Annotated in this window: 16 protein-coding genes and 2 tRNA genes; 3 read left to right on the plus strand and 15 right to left on the minus strand. The window is 61.2% G+C overall.

Features of this window, described 5'->3' with window-relative positions:
- From ABK249_RS14220 to ABK249_RS14230, 3 genes are all read right to left on the minus strand, one after another.
- A partial coding sequence (locus tag ABK249_RS14220) for a GTP-binding protein (protein ID WP_244520023.1) occupies positions 1-126 on the minus strand: 126 nt, incomplete at its 3' end.
- A gap of 267 nt (positions 127-393) precedes the next feature.
- Positions 394-467 (minus strand) — tRNA-Gly (locus tag ABK249_RS14225).
- A gap of 25 nt (positions 468-492) precedes the next feature.
- A tRNA-Tyr gene (locus ABK249_RS14230) sits at positions 493-577 on the minus strand.
- 204 nt (positions 578-781) lie between these two features.
- On the opposite strand from ABK249_RS14230, the gene ABK249_RS14235 reads away from it, so the two are divergent.
- The 3 genes from ABK249_RS14235 (at position 782) to ABK249_RS14245 (ending at position 4,016) form a co-directional block, all read left to right on the plus strand.
- Entirely contained in the window at positions 782-1,690 is a 909-nt protein-coding gene (locus ABK249_RS14235; RefSeq protein ID WP_037149950.1) for a TrmH family RNA methyltransferase, read from the plus strand.
- A gap of 5 nt (positions 1,691-1,695) precedes the next feature.
- Positions 1,696-2,481 (plus strand): 3'(2'),5'-bisphosphate nucleotidase CysQ, encoded by a 786-nt coding sequence (gene cysQ / locus ABK249_RS14240; RefSeq protein WP_037150268.1) that lies wholly within the window; start codon positions 1,696-1,698, stop codon positions 2,479-2,481.
- Positions 2,482-2,711: 230 nt separating this feature from the next.
- Positions 2,712-4,016: a UDP-glucose dehydrogenase family protein gene (locus ABK249_RS14245; protein WP_037149953.1), complete on the plus strand. Its 1,305-nt coding sequence runs from the start codon at positions 2,712-2,714 to the stop codon at positions 4,014-4,016.
- A 7-nt stretch (positions 4,017-4,023) separates the two neighbouring features.
- Here ABK249_RS14245 and ABK249_RS14250 read toward each other — a convergent pair whose 3' ends face one another.
- The 12 genes from ABK249_RS14250 to ABK249_RS14305 all read right to left on the minus strand — a co-directional run bounded on the left by ABK249_RS14250 (position 4,024) and on the right by ABK249_RS14305 (position 14,662).
- Positions 4,024-4,488 carry a hypothetical protein gene (locus ABK249_RS14250; RefSeq protein ID WP_227702594.1) on the minus strand — a complete coding sequence of 155 codons (465 nt, stop codon included), beginning with the start codon at positions 4,486-4,488 and terminating at the stop codon, positions 4,024-4,026.
- Between the two features lie 168 nt (positions 4,489-4,656).
- Entirely contained in the window at positions 4,657-5,730 is a 1,074-nt protein-coding gene (arsB, locus tag ABK249_RS14255; RefSeq protein WP_037149959.1) for an ACR3 family arsenite efflux transporter, read from the minus strand.
- Positions 5,731-5,779: 49 nt separating this feature from the next.
- Positions 5,780-6,214: an arsenate reductase (glutaredoxin) gene (gene arsC / locus ABK249_RS14260; protein ID WP_227702593.1), complete on the minus strand. Its 435-nt coding sequence runs from the start codon at positions 6,212-6,214 to the stop codon at positions 5,780-5,782.
- Complete coding sequence (locus ABK249_RS14265; RefSeq protein WP_037149964.1) at positions 6,211-6,738, minus strand: arsenate reductase ArsC; 528 nt, start codon at positions 6,736-6,738, stop codon at positions 6,211-6,213. Before ABK249_RS14265 ends, arsC begins: the two co-directional genes overlap by 4 nt.
- Positions 6,735-7,088: an ArsR/SmtB family transcription factor gene (locus ABK249_RS14270; RefSeq protein ID WP_037149968.1), complete on the minus strand. Its 354-nt coding sequence runs from the start codon at positions 7,086-7,088 to the stop codon at positions 6,735-6,737. The genes ABK249_RS14265 and ABK249_RS14270 overlap by 4 nt, the downstream gene beginning before the upstream one ends.
- A gap of 196 nt (positions 7,089-7,284) precedes the next feature.
- A complete protein-coding gene (locus tag ABK249_RS14275) occupies positions 7,285-8,127 on the minus strand; it encodes an alpha/beta fold hydrolase (RefSeq protein ID WP_037149973.1) in 843 nt (280 codons plus the stop codon).
- 61 nt (positions 8,128-8,188) lie between these two features.
- On the minus strand, positions 8,189-9,691 hold the full coding sequence (locus tag ABK249_RS14280; RefSeq protein ID WP_227702592.1) for an ABC transporter substrate-binding protein: 1,503 nt from the start codon (positions 9,689-9,691) through the stop codon (positions 8,189-8,191).
- Between the two features lie 77 nt (positions 9,692-9,768).
- Positions 9,769-10,911: a PLP-dependent cysteine synthase family protein gene (locus ABK249_RS14285; RefSeq protein WP_348863156.1), complete on the minus strand. Its 1,143-nt coding sequence runs from the start codon at positions 10,909-10,911 to the stop codon at positions 9,769-9,771.
- Between the two features lie 3 nt (positions 10,912-10,914).
- Positions 10,915-11,301, minus strand: coding sequence for a RidA family protein (locus ABK249_RS14290; RefSeq protein WP_037150271.1), 387 nt, complete (start codon positions 11,299-11,301; stop codon positions 10,915-10,917).
- A gap of 19 nt (positions 11,302-11,320) precedes the next feature.
- Entirely contained in the window at positions 11,321-11,899 is a 579-nt protein-coding gene (locus ABK249_RS14295; protein WP_227702591.1) for a peroxidase-related enzyme, read from the minus strand.
- A complete protein-coding gene (locus ABK249_RS14300) occupies positions 11,896-12,387 on the minus strand; it encodes a CMD domain-containing protein (RefSeq protein WP_227702590.1) in 492 nt (163 codons plus the stop codon). Before ABK249_RS14300 ends, ABK249_RS14295 begins: the two co-directional genes overlap by 4 nt.
- A gap of 4 nt (positions 12,388-12,391) precedes the next feature.
- Positions 12,392-14,662, minus strand: coding sequence for a molybdopterin-dependent oxidoreductase (locus ABK249_RS14305; RefSeq protein WP_227702589.1), 2,271 nt, complete (start codon positions 14,660-14,662; stop codon positions 12,392-12,394).
- Positions 14,663-14,664: the final 2 nt, after the last annotated feature.

Consider the following 14,664-nt stretch of genomic DNA (forward strand, 5'->3'; position numbering starts at 1 on the left):
ATAAGCCTTGAACTCGCCGAAATACTTCGTAATCGCTGCCGTCAACGACGTCTTACCATGGTCAACGTGACCAATCGTGCCAATGTTGACGTGCGGCTTATTCCGCTCAAACTTGCTCTTTGCCATTGAATGCTTCCTGTGAACATAAGAGGTGGACCCGGCGCCCGGGTTTGGTGTCGCCGTTTAAGGCTTTCCATAAGAATGCGCAAGACATAATTGCGACGCGCGGCCGGACAAGGGGAACACGAAAAATCCCCGCAGAACTGCCTCAGGATTTGGCGATACCGCAACGTCATTCAGGACGCCACATGACAATCGACATTGCCGCCCGGGAAAGCGGGCGTCATGGTCCGACAAAACAACCGCACTTAAAGGGATGCATCGGAGAAGATATGGAGCGGGTAGCGGGAATCGAACCCGCGTATTCAGCTTGGAAGGCTGCTGCTCTACCATTGAGCTATACCCGCGGGGTGGTCCGATCCGGCGACAGAATGGTGGAGGGAGTTGGATTTGAACCAACGTAGGCTGAGCCAACGGATTTACAGTCCGTCCCCTTTAACCACTCGGGCATCCCTCCAGTTTTCCGTCTGGATCTACTGACCAAGCTCGTCAGATCGAGGTGCTTTCGGTGCCCCGCGATCTGCGCCGCGTATATGACTGCCCCGCTCCCGTCTGTCAACACGAGGTTTTTGGAAAAATGACGAAAAAAACGACCGCTATGCACAGGGACCTCGACCACGCGGGGGCTTTGCCGAACGGATCGGCGTCGCTATAAAGCGCCATGAGCAAGGACAGCAAACAAGACAAATCCGGCCGCGACAGCCATTATGCCACGCTGAGGCGCGCCGTGCGCGACGCCAAGCGCGACCGCGGCGAAATCCCGATGCCGCCGCAGAGGCGGCAGAAATCCAACAAGGACTGGAAGCCGCCACAGCTTCAGCCGGATCAGGTCTTTCTTTACGGCCTGCATACCGTGCGCGCCGCGCTCGACAACCCCGAGCGTGAGTTGATCAAGCTGTCGGTAACACAGAACGCGTTCGCTCGTCTCGACATCGGCGAAGCGCCCGCCCTTCCCTTCCCGGTCGAATTCGTCTCGCCGCAGGATATCGACGGGGTGCTTGGCCCGGAGGCCATCCATCAGGGCGTCATGCTGGAAACCCGGCCTTTGCCGCTTCGCAGGCTGGAGGCACTGAAGGATAGCCCGCTGCTTCTCGTTCTCGACCAGGTGACCGACCCGCACAACGTCGGCGCGATCATGCGTTCGGCGGTGGCCTTCGGTGCCGGCGCGGTGATCACCACCCAGAGACATAGCCCGACCGAATCCGGTGTCCTCGCCAAATCGGCGTCCGGCGCGCTCGAACTCATACCTTATATACAGGTGACCAACCTCGCCGATGCGATCGGCGCGCTGCACCAGCTCGGCTTCCGGACGATCGGGCTCGATTCGGAGGGCCCCGCTCCGCTTGAAGACACGTTTGTCGGTGACCGTATTGCACTCGTGCTCGGCTCGGAAGGCAAGGGATTGCGCCAGAAGACCCGCGAGACCGTGTCGGCGCTCGCTAGGCTCGACATGCCCGGCGCAATCAAATCGCTCAACGTCTCCAATGCGGCCGCGATCGCCCTTTATGCCACACGCCAGCACCTCGTCCGACTGTCCGTGAATGGTTCAAACGCTTCGAGGGCGTCGTGATGTCCATGCTGGCTACGTTCGAAAGAGCCGCGTTTCTTGCGGGAAAGGCCATCCTGGATATCTACAGGGCGGGACCGGATACTCGTTACAAGGCCGATCGCTCGCCGGTCACCGAGGCGGACGAGGAAGCCGAGAGGATCATCCTCGCCGAACTCGCCAGGGATTGTCCCGACATTCCGGTGATCGCGGAGGAATCAGTGGCCGCAGGTCGCGTGCCTTCGATCGAAGGCCGCTCCTTCATCCTGGTCGATCCGCTTGATGGGACAAAGGAATTCATCAACAGACACAAGGATTTCACCGTCAACATCGCCCTCATCGAAGAAGGCAAGCCTGTGCTCGGAGTGGTTTATGCTCCCGCTCTGCATGTCGCCTATCTCGGCGGACATGGGAGCGCCATGAAACTCATCGTCGGCGATGACCTGACCAGCAGCCGACAGCGGATTTCGGCCCGGCCCGTCGAAACGCCCCCGGTCTGCGTCGCGAGCCGCTCCCACGGTTCCGTCGAAACAGAGACTTTCCTCAAGCAGTCCGGCGCATCGGATATCCGCTCTATCGGCTCTTCACTGAAATTCTGCCTGCTTGCGGAAGGGGCTGCCGATCTTTATCCCCGCTTTGGACGAACCATGGAATGGGATACGGCGGCCGGCGATGCGGTGCTGCGTGCGGCCGGCGGATCGACCCTGGACCTTAATGGAGAACCGCTCCGCTACGGCAAGACCGGACAACCCGGCATGGCGGATTTTGCCAATCCCGATTTCATCGCCTGGGGCAGACGTCAGAACCCCTGCTAGCCGGTCACGCTTATGAACAACCCGTCGAAGGCTTTCATATCAAAGTCATATAGCCGGTCGATGTCCGGCCAAGGACGTCGCTGCGCCGGCAAATGCAGTTTCAGTTGATCGGCAGGAATCCAAGTGGAATTAATCCTGCTCTGAATGATGCGTTGCAATAAAAGCTGGATGCGGTAGGAAAAGCTTAAAATCAGGGCAGATGTTCTGCTCGACCGTGATGAGGATTGCAAATGCGTATTGTGATGGTTGGTTCGGGTTATGTCGGCCTGGTTTCGGGAGCCTGCTTTGCGGACTTCGGACATGATGTGGTTTGCGTCGACAAAGCCGTGGAAAAAATCGAGGCGCTGAAGAAAGGCGTCATCCCGATCTTCGAGCCCGGATTGGACGCGCTGGTCGAATCGAACGTCAAGGCGGGGCGCCTTTCCTTCACCACCGATCTCGGTCAGGCAGTCGCCGACGCCGACGTCGTCTTCATCGCGGTCGGTACCCCGTCCCGCCGCGGCGACGGCCATGCCGACCTTGGTTACGTCTATGCCGCAGCGCGCGAAATCGCCGCAGCGATGAGGGGTTTCACCGTGGTTGTCACGAAATCCACAGTACCGGTCGGCACCGGCGACGAGGTCGAACGGATCATCCGGGAAACCAATCCGGATGCGGATTTCGCCGTCGTCTCCAATCCGGAATTCCTGCGCGAAGGGGCCGCCATCGAGGATTTCAAGCGCCCGGACCGTATCGTCGTCGGCCTTTCCGACGAGCGCGCCCGTGGGGTGATGACGGAAGTCTACCGGCCGCTCTACCTCAACCAGTCGCCGCTCCTCTTCACCAGCCGCCGCACCTCGGAACTCATCAAATATGCCGCGAACGGGTTCCTGGCGATGAAGATCACCTTCATCAACGAGATGGCGGATCTCTGCGAGCGTGTCGGCGCCGACGTGCAGGATGTCTCCCGCGGCATCGGCCTCGACGGCCGCATCGGCTCGAAGTTCCTGCATGCTGGCCCGGGCTATGGCGGCTCATGCTTCCCGAAGGATACGCTGGCGCTTGCCAAGACCGCGCAGGACTATGACAGCCCTGTCCGCCTGATCGAAACGACGATTGCCATCAACGACAACCGCAAGCGCGCCATGGGCCGCAAGGTGATCGCCGCTGCCGGCGGCGACGTTCGGGGCAAGAAGGTGGCCGTGCTGGGACTGACCTTCAAGCCCAATACGGACGACATGCGCGACAGCCCGGCAATCGCCGTCGTGCAGACGCTCAAGGATGCGGGCGCGATCGTCTCCGGCTACGATCCTGAAGGCATGGAAAACGCCAAACAGCTCATGGAGATCGAGTTTGCGAGCGGTCCGTATCAGGCCGCCGAAGGCGCCGATGTCACGGTTCTCGTCACCGAATGGAACGAATTGCGCGCGCTCGACCTTGAGCGCCTCAAGTCCGTCATGAAGACCCCGATCCTTGTCGACCTGCGCAATGTCTATCGTCGGCCGGAAGTCGAAGCTCACGGCTTCACCTATTCCGGCGTCGGAAAGGTGAAATAGCAGAAGCCTATTTCTTCGGGACGGCCAGTTCCGCCCTAAATTTGTCGCCGCGCTCCCTGATGGCATCGAACATGCCTTGGAGCGCGGCGAAATTTCCCCGCTCCTCGGTGCATACCCGGTCCTGATAGAGCGGCAGGTCCACGAAATCCTGGTCGTTGAACCAGTAGATTTCGGTCTCGCCATTGGAGCGGGGCTGTTCGATCGGTCTTTCCCCATCAAGATAGACGTGAGGTTGGAGAATCCGGTGGCGCTCGACTGCGACCTTGATGAACTTGCGCTCGAATGCCTCAGCCGTCTTCATCTTCCAGACGCCGATAGACACCCAGTTCCTGCAGTTGCCAAGCGGTGCAGTGCTCCCGCCCTTGTAGCGCCATCCCTCGATCAGAGAACGAAACCGGTCCTGCCCGCCACCGGAGAACCCGAGTTTGAAGACATATGCCGCAGGGTCGAGAGCATGAGCCTTGCGGGCCACGCATTCGGAAAACAGTACGTAGATGAACGGTCCTGCTAGGTTTGCAAAAGGCGAGGAACTGGTCGCGTATTTGATAAGTTCACATTGTCGGCACGGCATGTCGGGATGGTGAGAATTTTGCCGGCCCTTGTCAATCGACTGCAGAGGTCCCGCCTGAATGCCACGATGTCACTCGGCGGGGACACGATCCATCTGAGAGCCGTAGTAGCGCCTGCCCATCCACAGCGCGAACTGAACGAGGATGATCAGGACCGGCACTTCCACCAATGGACCGATGACAGCGGCGAAGGCCACCGGCGACGCGAGACCGAAGGCCGCGATGGCGACGGCGATCGCTAGTTCGAAGTTGTTTCCGGCTGCGGTGAATGCGACTGCGGTGGTCCGCGGATAATCCGTATTGATCGTCTTCGCCATGAAGAAGCTGACCGTGAACATGACCAGAAAATAGATGGTCAGCGGGATGGCGATCAGCGCGACGTCGAATGGCAGCCGGACGACGTCGCCGCCTTTCAGGCTGAACATCGCAACGATCGTGAAAAGAAGCGCGGCCAGCGTGATCGGGCTGATCTTCGGAAGGAACGCCTTCTCGTACCACTCCCTGCCCCTGACAGCTGTCAGGATGCGTCTCGACAGGTAGCCCGCCAGGAACGGGATGCCGAGATAGATGAGGACGGCTTCTGCGATCGTCCAGAACGAGACGTCGATGACGCTGCCCTCCAGCCCAAACAATGGCGGAAGGAAAGAGAGGAAGAACCACGCGTAGACGCTGAAGAACAGGATCTGGAAGATAGAGTTAAAGGCGACCAGACCCGCGACATACTGGTTGTCGCCGCGCGCGAGCTGGTTCCAGACGAGCACCATGGCAATGCAGCGCGCAAGACCGATCAGGATCAGTCCGGTCATGTATTCCGGGTAGCCGCGCAGGAAGACGACGGCCAGAATGAACATGAGCACCGGACCGATGATCCAGTTCTGGACGAGGGAAAGAAGGAGGATCCGCTTGTCGGCAAAGATCTGATGCAGTTCCTCGTAGCGAACCTTCGCGAGCGGCGGATACATCATCAGGATGAGGCCGATCGCGATCGGAATATTGGTCGTGCCCATGGACATGCTGTTCAGCCAGGCCGGCAGGCCTTCGAAAACCGTGCCGAGGATCAGCCCGAGAGCCATGGCGGCGAATATCCAGACCGTCAGATAGCGGTCGAGGAACGAAAGACGTATCGTAGGGCGAGCGGGCTGCATGGCAAAGCCTCTTTCTGAAAAGTTCGGGGTGACGGCGGCGGGAGCCGGGTCAGGAAACCCTGCGGCCTTCCGCGTCGACGACGGCTTCGCCATCCTCCTTGGCGAACGCCCCTTTTTGAGGCATCGGAAGAATGTCCAGCACGGCTTCCGATGGACGGCAGAGCTTGACGCCGATCGGCGATGCCACGATCGGGCGGTTGATCAGGATGGGATGCTCCATCATCGCGTCGAGGAGTTGCTCGTCGGTCAGGGTTTCATCCTGGAGCCCCAGCTCGGCATAAGGTGTGCCCTTTTCGCGCAGAAGATCCCGGACAGGGATATCCATTCGCGCGATCAATTGCATCAGCAATGCCCGGCTCGGCGGCGTCTTCAGATATTCGACGACGTGCGGTTCGATGCCGGCGTTCCGGATCATTGCGAGTGTGTTTCGTGACGTCCCGCAATCAGGATTGTGATAGATGACGATGTCGATCGGTTCGGTCATGCGACGTCAGCCCTCTTCGACGTGGAGCCTTCCATCTGGCCGATCTCGCGGAGCTTCGTGGTCAGGCTCATGCGCTCCAGGCTCTCGACCGGAAGCGCGGCAAAGGCTGCGATGCGGAGCTTCATGTAACGGAGGGTCTGGCCGAAGGCGACGCGCTTTTCCGCATCCGTCCCTTCCAGGGCGGCAGGATCTTCCAGCCCCCAATGGGCGGTCATCGGCTGGCCAGGCCATGCCGGGCACGCCTCGCCCGCAGCGTTGTCGCAGACGGTGAAGACGAAATCGAGTTCCGGCGCACCGGGGACTGCGAATTCATCCCAGCTCTTGGAGCGAAGGCCTTCGGTCGGATAGCCATGCCCCTGAAGCGTCTCGATTGCGAGCGGGTGAACCTGCCCCTTCGGATAGCTTCCGGCCGAGTACGCGTTGAACTTTCCCGCACCATCCTTCTTCAGGATGCTTTCAGCGATGATCGAACGGGCGGAGTTTCCGGTGCAAAGGAAAAGCACGTTGAATGTGGTCTTGGTCATGATGACACCTTCTGCGGAGGGCAACAGGGGGAAAGTTCGGCAATCAGCGGTTCGCAGAGTTCAGCCCTGCCGCCGCAGCAGTCCTTGACAAGGTACAAGGTCAGATCGCGCAGCGCGGCGATGTCGGCCCTGTAGACCATCAACCGGCTCCTTCGCTCGGCATGGATGAGGCCGGCACGGGCAAGGACACTCAGATGCGAGGACATGGTGTTCTGCGGCACGGCCAGCATTTTCGCGACGTCGCCGGCAGGAATCCCGAGCGGTTCGTGCTGAACGAGCAGATTGAAGGCCTGAAGCCGCGTCGGCTGGGCCAGCGCCGCAAGGGCGAGAATGGCTTTTTCCTGTTCCATATATCCAGATTACTCGATATATGGATGAAGTCAATGGAATATCGACAAGAGCGGTGCGAAGCTCGCTTCTGTCCAGTTTAACTCCGTCGTCTCTCAGCTGACATGATGTGGGCGATCCTGAGTAAGATCGCAGCTGGCGGCGATACCGCCCCTCGCCGCTTCGCACCATGGATGGGAGGCCATCAAACCTGCCCCTTCAGGCTGCGGTCCGTTCCAGAAACTCCCGTATTGCCGCAACGACAACGCCATTTGCTTCAGCATGCACCGCATGGTTCGCCCCCGGCACTTCGAGAAGCTCGCCCCTGGGGGTCCGCTCGGCGATCAACCGGGAATGGTTGGGAGGGCAGATCCAGTCTTCCGCACCGCAGATAACCAGCGTCGGCACAGGGATGTCCTTGAGGCGATCACGCAGGTCGTAGAGCCGTTCCTTGAAGAGCGCATTATGAGTTTCCGCATGCAGGTGCATGGTGCGGGTCCGTTCCAGCGCGGCATCCGGATCGAACTTCTCATAATAGAGCGGCTGCAGGGCGAGCCAGATGAGACGAAGCTCCGTATCGTCCTTCACCTTGTCGGAAAACATCTTGTCGAGCATCGAAAGCGAGGCGCTCGTCGCCTTGTGGAGGCGCTCCTTGAACACCACCATAGCGTCGTCCTCGTGATGATAGCTCGCCGCCGTGCCGCGCAGGATCAGCCGGGACAGGTTGTGCCCATATTTGACGGCATAGGTCAGCGCGATCATGCCGCCGAAAGAACCTCCCTCCAGGATGATCTTGCGGCCGCCGCACAGGTTCACGCGAAAGGCTTCGACGTCATCTGCCAATTGCTCGAACGTATAGGGCGGCGTCAGGCTGGTCTCGCCGCATCCGCGCTGGTCGTAGGCAATCAGGCGGTAGTTGTCCGACAGCGGCTTGTAGGCGTTGAATTCGCCGCGCCGATCGCCGATGCCGCGTCCGCCATGAAGTGCGATGATGGCTTCCGCATCCGGATCACCGATATCGTCGTAAACGAAGGTGGCGTTGTTCAGGGTCACTGTCGGCATGGATTGTCCTCGATCTGGCAGGAAGGCATCCCGCGCCGTGCAAGCGCGGGATGCCGGATCATCAGTTGGCGGGCTTCATGTCGAAGGCGCGGACCCAATCGTCGCCGCGCGGCGTCCAGGTAATGCGCTTGGAAAGCCCAAAGGTTGCCGGCTGCGTGTAGAGGAAAAGCGCAGGCGCTTCATCGCACATTACCTCGGTCGCCTTCTTGTAGGCCTCCTGGCGCTTGGACTTGTCCATGGTCGAACGGCCGTCCGCCAGCGCCTTGCCGAAATCTGCATTATCCCAATAGGCGTACATGTTGCCCGGCGCGAACAAGGTCAGGAGACCGTCGGCATCGATCGTCGGCCAAGCCTGGCTGAGCAGGCTCAAGGGGGCAAGATCCTTCGTCTTCAGGTACTTGTCCATGTAGGCGCTGAACTGCATCTCGACGATCTTTGTCTTGACGCCGATCTCCTCGAGTTGGCTTGCGACGGCCTGCACCACCTCCCCGCCGTTGAGATAGGTTCCGCTCGGAACATCGAACTCGATCGGCTCGGAAGGGGCGCCGCCTGCCTGCTCCAGCAGTTCGGCCGCCTTGTCCGGATCATAGGGATAAGGTTTCAGGTGCGGGTTGAAGCCGAAATAGGTCTTCGACATCACTTCGCAACGGGCGATCTCGGCCTGGTCGTTGAAGATGGCCTTGACGATGCCTTCCTTGTCGACGGCGTAATTGAGGGCCTGCCGGAACAGTCTGTTGTCGAGCGGCGGCTTTGTCGTGTTGAACTTGATGAACACGGTGCGCGTGCTCGGCACGGCGCCGGCCTGGGCGCTGCCATTGTCCTTGATGCGCTGGATTTCGGTGGTGGGGATCGAGTTCACGAAGTCGACTTCACCGGCAAGAAGGGCCGCGACGCGGCTCGCCGGTTCGGGGATGACACGGATGACAACCTGATCGAAATCAGGCTTATCGCCCCAGTATTGCGGATTGGCATTGAGCGTGAAGCTTTCGCCCGGCTTGACGGAACTCAGCACGTAAGGACCGCCCGACGCCGTCTCGGTTGCCGGCTTGTGCTCCGCCGCCCATTTCGGCGGAAGCAGGAAGAACATCGAGAGCTGCTCGATCATCGCCGGATAGGGCGCGCTCGTCTTGATCTCCAGCTCCGTCGGGCTGATGACCTTGACGTCGGAGATCAGCGCAAACCACGCCTTGATGCGGGCGTTGAGCGCCGGGTCGCGGACGCGGTCGAAATTCCACTTCACCGCTTCCGCATCGATCTTCTCTCCGTCGTTGAACGTAGCGTCCGACCGCAGCGTGATCCGCCAGGTCAGGTCGTCAACGCTCTTCCATTCGGTGGCCAGCGAGGGCACGATCTTCATGTCCGGCGCGCGCAGCACGAGCGACGGATAGATATGGCTGAGCAGGCTCAGGTCGGTGCCGACCGATGCCGTCATATGCGGATCGAAAGTGTTGATCGTATTGGTAATGCCGATCGTCAGCGTCTTGCCCTCGGCCAGCGCCGTGGTCGACATCAGGGCGCTCAGCGAAAAGGCGGCAATCGCCGCAGATATCATTTTCCTGTCCATGTTCCGTCTCCTTCTGGTTTCTCGAATGTCTTTCTTTTTCATGCCGTTATGTGCATCCGCAAGGAACGGTCTTTCCTCTATCGCGTATCCTTGAGAATAAGCGGATCGAACTTGCCGGTATCGAGGAAGGTCTCGATCATCTGCCTGTGCGGCTCGATGTCGATGCCGTTTTCCCTCAGCCAGTCGGGGTTGTAGTAGGTGGAAGTGTAACGGTCGCCGCTGTCGCAGATCAGCGAGACCAGCGAGCCCTCCTCCCCGGCCGCCATCATGCAGCCCGCAATCCAGCACAGCCCGAAGAAATTGGTGCCGGTCGAACCGCCAACGCGCCGGAACAGCCGCTCCGACAGGACGTGCATGGCCGCAATCGACGCCGCATCCGGGATCTTGATCATGTGGTCGATGACGCCCGGAATGAAGGACGGTTCGACCCGCGGCCGTCCGATCCCCTCGATGCGCGAGGGCCTCTCGCAGGTAACGTTCACGTCGCCGGAGCAATACGCATCGTAGAAGGCGGAATATTCGACATCCACGACGCAGAGCCTCGTCGGGAAATTCCGGTAGCGGATGTAGCGCCCGATCGTCGCTGAGGTGCCGCCGGTGCCGGCACTCATCACCACCCAGGCCGGATGCGGATGGCGCTCCGCCTGCATCTGCTCGAAGATACTTTCGGCGATGTTGTTGTTGCCGCGCCAGTCGGTCGCCCGCTCCGCATAGGTGAACTGGTCGAGATAATAGCCCTTAGCCTCCTCAGCCAGGCGCTGGGCGACGTGATAGACCTCGCCGGGGCTTTCGACGAAATGGCAGCGCCCGCCGAAGCGCTCGATCGCCTCGATCTTCTGGCTGCTCGTCGAGCGCGGCATCACCGCGATGAAGGGCAGGTCCAGAAGATGCGCGAAATAGGCCTCGCTGACCGCGGTCGAGCCGGACGAGGCTTCCACCAGCGTCGTGCCCTTCCGGATCCGGCCGTTGCAGATGCCGTAGAGGAAGAGCGAACGGGCAAGCCGGTGCTTCAGGCTGCCGGTCGGATGGGTCGACTCGTCCTTCAGGTAGATCGAGATGCCCTTCAACCCCTTGAAGACCGGGTTGACCAAATGGGTGTCGGCCGAGCGGCGGCCGTCGCCCTGCAATATCCCGATCGCGTGCCGCGCCCAGTCGCGATCCTCGCTTTCGGGCAACCGCATCACCGGCGGGCAGGACGGGCAGGATTGCGTATCCGACATGGATCAGGCCTTTGCAGGAATGGCGATGACGGCTTCGACCTCAACCTTGGCGCCCTTCGGCAGGGCCGAGACCTCGAAGGTGGCGCGCGCCGGATAGGGCGCGGAGAACGCCGCCCCGTAGGCTTCGTTGATCGCCGCGAAACCGGAAAGATCGGTCAGCAGGATCGTGGTCTTGATCGTCTTCGACAGATCAGTGCCGGCCGCTTCGGCTATCGCAGCAATGTTCTTCAGGCATTGCTTCATCTGCTCGACGGCATCGTCGGAATTGAAATTGCCGGTCGACGGATCGATCGGAAGCTGCCCCGAGACGAACAGCAAATCTCCATGTCGGACAGCCTGCGAATAAGGCCCTATCGCGGCTGGGGCATTCTCGGTCGATATGGCGTTCATGGTGTTCTCCTTGTTCATGTTATCGGCCGTCAACCGGCGTGGAATGGCCAAGCGTGTGCATCAGGCGGTTGGCCCAGCCGAAGATCGCTGCGGAATGGATAAGGTCGACGATCTCGGCTTTCGACAAGCCGTGGTCGCGCAGCGTCTGCACCTGATCCTGGCCGACATGCGAGGGCGTCTCCGACAGCGTCCTGCAGAAATCGACGATCGCCTGGATCTTCGGCTCGAACGGACCGTTGAGGCCTCGCATGTAGATTTCCTCGACCACGTCGGAACGGTCGGAAAGCTCCACGTAGCGGCGTGCATGAACGGAGGCACAATAGACGCAGCGGTTGACGGCGGACGCGACCAGCGCGCCGAGTTCCCGTTCGGCCCGATCGAGTCCCCCCTTGGCATACATGATGGCATTGAAGAGCTTCGTCCGTGCCACATAGGATTCCGGGTCGTGCGCGAGCGTGCGCACATAGGGCGACACCTTGGTGTTGGAAGGCGTCACCTGCATGGCCGCAAGCTGGTCCTCCGTGGCGGTCGCCACATCGACCGGCTCGATATAGGGCGCCCAGGCGAGCGCCTTGACCTTGAAACGCGACGCACTCATGCCACCCGCTCCAACGCTTCCAGGCCGACGATCACCCGGGCCTCGAAATTGACGAAGGCGATCAGTTCCGAGAGCGCGATGATCTGCGGGTTCGAAAGTCCGGCGGCTTCGAGACGCTCGATATCGGCCCTGGTGTTGTTACGCGGCGTTTTGGTGACGAGATCGGCATGGCGGACAAGCGCCTGTGTGAAGATATCCGCACCCGTCGGAAGTTCGACAGCAGAGGCGATCGCCGCCAGCGTCTCGTCGCTGCCGGCCTCGTCCAGCATCAGGTCATAGGTCCGCGCCAGATCATTCCGGCCGATCAGCCGCGCCATGCGGGCGGCAAGCGCTGCGCGCATCGCGTGGCCGATGTCGAATCCATGGTTGGGCTCCAGCACCGTCTGACGGCACAGTTCCGTCCCTTCCACATAGTCCGGCCGCTCGCGGCGGATCCGGTACAGTTCGGAACCCGGCTTTATCCCTGACAGGATATCAATCTGATCCATGCATTCAGTCCTCATGCTGTTGTTCCGGTGCCGGCCCGCGCCATGCGCGGATCGAAACCAGGCAGGAATTCGGTGCGGTCGCCTGAGACAGGCGGGAAGCGGCCGTGATCGGCGTCAGCGTATTCGGATTGCCGCCATGATCGATCCCGTCGCTATCCGGGCGGAACCAGCCGCCGGTCGGCAGCACGGCCACACCTGGCATCAGATCCGCATCGATCGTCACGGCTGCGATCGTACGACCCCGGTCGTTGTAGAGTTCGCAAAGATCGCCATCCTCGACGGCGAGCCCCTTTGCATCCACGGCGCTCAACGTGAACCGTTCGTACCCCCGCAACTTGGCGCTTTGGCTGGCGGGACCATATTCAAGCTGTCCATGCAGGCGGTGCGCAGGCTGTGGCGAAAGAAGATGGAACCGGTGTTTTGACGCAAGCGGCGCGCCGAGCCATTCCTCCGGCTCCCTCCAGGCGGGATGCAAGCCGATATCGGGATAGCCGAATTTGCCGATCGTGCCGGAGGCGATCTCGATGCGGCCGCTCGGCGTCTTCAACGGCGCACTTTCGGGGTCCTTCGCGAACCGCCGGAAATGATCGGCGGGCGCCGGCGCCTCCTCCCCTTCGTCAAGGGCCGCAAAGCCCCGCAGGCGGAAGGACTGGAAGTCGGGCAGTTCGGGATAGCGTTCCCGATAACCTTCATAGATATGAGCCAGCCAGTCGTCGACGCAGCGGTTTTCATCAAACGCTTCGCGGCAGCCAAGCCTGTCGGCGATCAGGCAATAGGCCTCGTGATCGGTAAGCACCCCTTCCGGCGGTTCCATGACGCGCCGGCTGTAGACCAGCCAGTTGTCTCGCGAAGAGGCTGCGACGTCATCACGCTCGAATGGAAAGGCCGAGGGAAGCACGATATCCGCCATCTTCGCCGTCGCAGTCCACATGTTCTCGGTGACGATCACCGTTTCCGGGCGCCGGAAGGCTTCCGCAAGGCGGTTGAGGTCCTGGTGATGATGGAACGGATTGCCGCCCGCCCACCAGACGAGCCGGATATCGGGCAGTTCGAGGGCCTGGCCGTCGTAGTCGATCCGACCGCCCGGATTTTCAAGAAGCTCGGTTGTGCGCGCGACCGGTATGAAATGGCTCACCGGATTGCGCCCCTGCTCGAATGCCGGCCCCTTCAGCCGGCGCACCGGCTGGCCCACGGCATTGACAGCGGTCAGGCCGAAGGCAAAACCGCAGCCCTTCCTGCCCACATGGCCGGCCATGGAAGCAAGCGTGATCGCCGCCCAGAACGGCTGTTCGCCGAAACGGGCGCGCTGCAGCGACCAGGCAACGTTGATCAGGCTGCGATGGTCGTGCAGGTCTTCGGCGATTTCGATGATCGTCTCGGCCGGCACGCCGGAGATTGCCGACGCCCAGGCCGCGTCCTTGGCAATGCCGTCCCCCTCCCCGACCAGATAGCTTTCGAACTCTCCGAAGCCCGTGGTGCAGCGCTTCAGGAACTCGCAATCGAACAATCCCTCGGTCAACAGCCTGTGGCACATGCCGAGCATGACGGCCGCGTCCGTGTTCGGGCGGATCGGGACGTGCCGGACATTCGGGCCCAAGGGCGCATCGCTTGCCGCCGGGCTGAATACGACGATGCGAACGCCCCTTTCCTGGCAGCGGCGCAGCCATTCGACCGCGCGATGGCTGCCGGTGCCGCCCGCCTCGACCTGCGCATTGGTCAGCCGGAAGCCGCCGAAGCCGACGAGCAATTCACAGTTCTCCAAAATGTCGCTCCAGGAGGGCGATGTATCGCAGGCGTCCTTGTACTCGCTCCCCAGGATATGCGGCAGCAGCACGCCGGCCGCACCGTAGGAATAGCTGTTGACCGAGGAGGTGAAGCCGCCGGCGAGATTGAGAAGCCGCTTGAGCTGGCTTTGCGCATGATGGAAACGGCCAGCGCTCGCCCAGCCGTAGGAGCCGCCGAAGATCGCCTGGTTCCCGTGGGTGGAGCGAACACGCCTCAATTCATCGGCGATCAGGCCTGTGACTTCGTCCCAGCCCACCGCGACGAATCCCTCCCTGCCCCGACCGACGCCCGTGCCGGCCAGCGGGCCATTTTCCAACCAGGAGCGCCGAACCATGGGCGCACGGATGCGCTCGGGATGATCGGCAAGATCGAGATAGCCAAGCCCTATTTCCGAGGGATCGGGATCATGCCGGAAAGGCAGGAGCCGCGGTTTCCCGTTCGCGTCACAGCCGACCTCATAGGTTCCGAAATGGGTCGCGAACAGGTGCATGG

Source organism: Neorhizobium phenanthreniclasticum (genome assembly GCF_040066075.1).
GTDB lineage: Bacteria > Pseudomonadota > Alphaproteobacteria > Rhizobiales > Rhizobiaceae > Neorhizobium > Neorhizobium petrolearium.

What these genes read in the sequence shown, in the direction of transcription:
- ABK249_RS14235 (WP_037149950.1), top strand. Translation starts at nt 782, where the DNA reads ATGAGCAAGGACAGCAAACAAGACAAATCCGGCCGCGACAGCCATTAT.
- ABK249_RS14270 (WP_037149968.1), bottom strand. Translation starts at nt 7,088, where the DNA reads ATGGAACAGGAAAAAGCCATTCTCGCCCTTGCGGCGCTGGCCCAGCCG.
- arsC (WP_227702593.1), bottom strand. Translation starts at nt 6,214, where the DNA reads ATGACCGAACCGATCGACATCGTCATCTATCACAATCCTGATTGCGGG.
- ABK249_RS14295 (WP_227702591.1), bottom strand. Translation starts at nt 11,899, where the DNA reads ATGAGTGCGTCGCGTTTCAAGGTCAAGGCGCTCGCCTGGGCGCCCTAT.
- ABK249_RS14285 (WP_348863156.1), bottom strand. Translation starts at nt 10,911, where the DNA reads ATGTCGGATACGCAATCCTGCCCGTCCTGCCCGCCGGTGATGCGGTTG.
- ABK249_RS14305 (WP_227702589.1), bottom strand. Translation starts at nt 14,662, where the DNA reads ATGCACCTGTTCGCGACCCATTTCGGAACCTATGAGGTCGGCTGTGAC.
- ABK249_RS14245 (WP_037149953.1), top strand. Translation starts at nt 2,712, where the DNA reads ATGCGTATTGTGATGGTTGGTTCGGGTTATGTCGGCCTGGTTTCGGGA.
- ABK249_RS14265 (WP_037149964.1), bottom strand. Translation starts at nt 6,738, where the DNA reads ATGACCAAGACCACATTCAACGTGCTTTTCCTTTGCACCGGAAACTCC.
- cysQ (WP_037150268.1), top strand. Translation starts at nt 1,696, where the DNA reads ATGCTGGCTACGTTCGAAAGAGCCGCGTTTCTTGCGGGAAAGGCCATC.
- ABK249_RS14300 (WP_227702590.1), bottom strand. Translation starts at nt 12,387, where the DNA reads ATGGATCAGATTGATATCCTGTCAGGGATAAAGCCGGGTTCCGAACTG.
- ABK249_RS14290 (WP_037150271.1), bottom strand. Translation starts at nt 11,301, where the DNA reads ATGAACGCCATATCGACCGAGAATGCCCCAGCCGCGATAGGGCCTTAT.
- ABK249_RS14280 (WP_227702592.1), bottom strand. Translation starts at nt 9,691, where the DNA reads ATGGACAGGAAAATGATATCTGCGGCGATTGCCGCCTTTTCGCTGAGC.
- arsB (WP_037149959.1), bottom strand. Translation starts at nt 5,730, where the DNA reads ATGCAGCCCGCTCGCCCTACGATACGTCTTTCGTTCCTCGACCGCTAT.
- ABK249_RS14275 (WP_037149973.1), bottom strand. Translation starts at nt 8,127, where the DNA reads ATGCCGACAGTGACCCTGAACAACGCCACCTTCGTTTACGACGATATC.